The sequence below is a fragment of the Aeromonas salmonicida subsp. salmonicida genome, assembly GCF_001643305.1.
GTDB classification, from domain to species: Bacteria; Pseudomonadota; Gammaproteobacteria; order Enterobacterales; family Aeromonadaceae; genus Aeromonas; species Aeromonas salmonicida.
Map to the genome: position 1 here is coordinate 1 of NZ_LSGW01000035.1, position 1,423 is coordinate 1,423.

General features: G+C 52.7%; 3 protein-coding genes. 1 reads left to right on the forward strand and 2 read right to left on the reverse strand.

Annotation, left to right across the window (positions count from 1 at the left end; genetic code table 11):
* Window positions 1–36: 36 nt before the first annotated feature.
* Window positions 37–303, forward strand: a complete 267-nt coding sequence (locus AXW79_RS02795) for a hypothetical protein (RefSeq protein ID WP_011899469.1) — start codon at window positions 37–39, stop codon at window positions 301–303.
* Window positions 304–449: 146 nt separating this feature from the next.
* On the opposite strand, the gene AXW79_RS02800 is transcribed toward AXW79_RS02795, so the two are convergent.
* Window positions 450–668, reverse strand: coding sequence for a hypothetical protein (locus AXW79_RS02800; protein ID WP_005322082.1), 219 nt, complete (start codon window positions 666–668; stop codon window positions 450–452).
* Between the two features lie 127 nt (window positions 669–795).
* Window positions 796–948, reverse strand: a complete 153-nt coding sequence (locus tag AXW79_RS02805) for a Hok/Gef family protein (RefSeq protein ID WP_005322083.1) — start codon at window positions 946–948, stop codon at window positions 796–798.
* Between the last annotated feature and the right edge of the window lie 475 nt (window positions 949–1,423).

A 1,423-nucleotide genomic window follows, 5' to 3' on the forward strand; every position in this document is an offset into this window, starting at 1 on the left:
AAAACCAGGGGCGATTCAGTCAAAAGAAAGTTTTAGGTGAGCGAAAAAATGTCGTTTAACAATGATGCTGATAATGCGTACTTGGAGATCCTGCTGAAAACCGCTTTGAACAGTTGGGATCCGATCAAGCCAAGGCGGTGGCTGGCTCGTTATGGCGGCCTACCAGGTTTGGGTATTGGAAATGGTGTGTCTGCCCAGGAGTACAAAACATTGCTGGCGAAGGCGCTAGCGTTGACTCAACGGAAAAGACGGGCTGAGGAAGGTGACAGTCTGCCAGAAGTGATTTACCTGGTAGGAAGGTAGGTGCCGCCTGGCATTGTGCGCGTGCCCAATCAGTCGTCTGAATGGTGGTCGCCAAGCGGCGGTGCTACCCTATTCAACACCATGCTTGGATGCAAATAAATCAAATCTGAGTTTTGACTTGTTGAATGTGGAGTTTGATTGTCTGGTCAGGTTATCTTTGCGTGGTGCTCGTCTTTGACTCGCGCCCACTTGTCCAGTTCGACAGTATTACCAAGCCCTTCCCAGTAACCACAAATCATCCCCGCCAGTTCAGCCGCCAAGGCGTGATCGCCATCGCGGCGACTTACCAGGTAATGGGCCAGCCAGTTCTGATATTTTTTAAGCTCATGGTCACTCTCTCGTAGGCGGCGAATGCCGAACCGCATGGCGTGTTATCCCCCATACCATGCTGTTTCTCTCGGCATTCGCCATAAAAAGTTGGGTGCTTGCGGACATGACCATCGCAACCTTCGTTGCCGAAAAGGCAGGGGTTCGGAACCCCCGCCTTGCCGGTTACTCTCTCGGTTCGTAAGCAAGATAGGCCCGGATTTCCGTGCCGCCTTGCCGCACACTTAGCTCACACAGTGAATCTCGTACCAGCGCGGTAAACGCCAGCACTGTGACACACACAATGAGCAACGCCATCACGGCGGTTTTTCCAGGCATACTTGCCTCCTGCGTCGAGAGAGGCTAACATCAGTTTTGCGAACATTATGTTGGGCCTCGTTGGTTAATGAAAATTGACCTTCGGGGCTTTCGTCTATCTGGCTCTTGCTTGCGCTTGAGACAGACAGCCTCAAGCACCCACCACTATGATACAGCCTCTGCCCTAATGTCCCAATACTGCCGCGACACCGAACAAGCTCACATCAATGCGTTGTTGCAGGAAGCTATTGCACAATGGCGACCAGATCAGCCCCGCCGTTGGTTAGCTAAGTATGGCGGTTGGTCGTTTGAGGGCAAAAATCCGCTTGTCCTGGAATATAGGGCGTTACTACGACAAGCCAGGACGCTGGTCGGATTACGGCCCCGATAACGGGTTGCGGTTCTGGATACTGTAGCTGAGCTACAAGTCATCTACACTGAGCTCTGCGGTTTGCCCCCAGAGCCGTCCGAGAACTGTGCGTATTCCGGCGAAGTT